Here is a 257-nt window from a genome sequence, read left to right on the forward strand (position 1 = left end):
GCATTATTTTTCCATTCATTTTAGATCATCTAATCATAATGTTATGAAAATCAGTCAATTTTATATTCCGGCAATGAGCGTTTTTTTGATTTTATCTTCATGCCAAAAGAACCATGCCAATGCACAGCAAATTGGAAATGACGGCAGTGTTGAAACAGAAAGACCTAATTCTGAATACGAACCCGCATTCAAGGGACAGACAAGAATTAAGGCAGTGAAAACAACTACAGCTTATCAAGTAGAGGTATTGAACAAAG

At 35.0% G+C, this 257-nt stretch carries 1 pseudogene; it reads left to right on the forward strand.

Features of this window, described 5'->3' with window-relative positions:
• Nucleotides 1-43: 43 nt before the first annotated feature.
• A pseudogene (locus tag SB679_RS25175) lies at nucleotides 44-257 on the forward strand (PQQ-dependent sugar dehydrogenase); the annotation flags it as partial.

Origin of the sequence: Chryseobacterium sp. SIMBA_029 (assembly GCF_046535275.1) — a bacterium.
Lineage (GTDB): Bacteria > Bacteroidota > Bacteroidia > Flavobacteriales > Weeksellaceae > Chryseobacterium.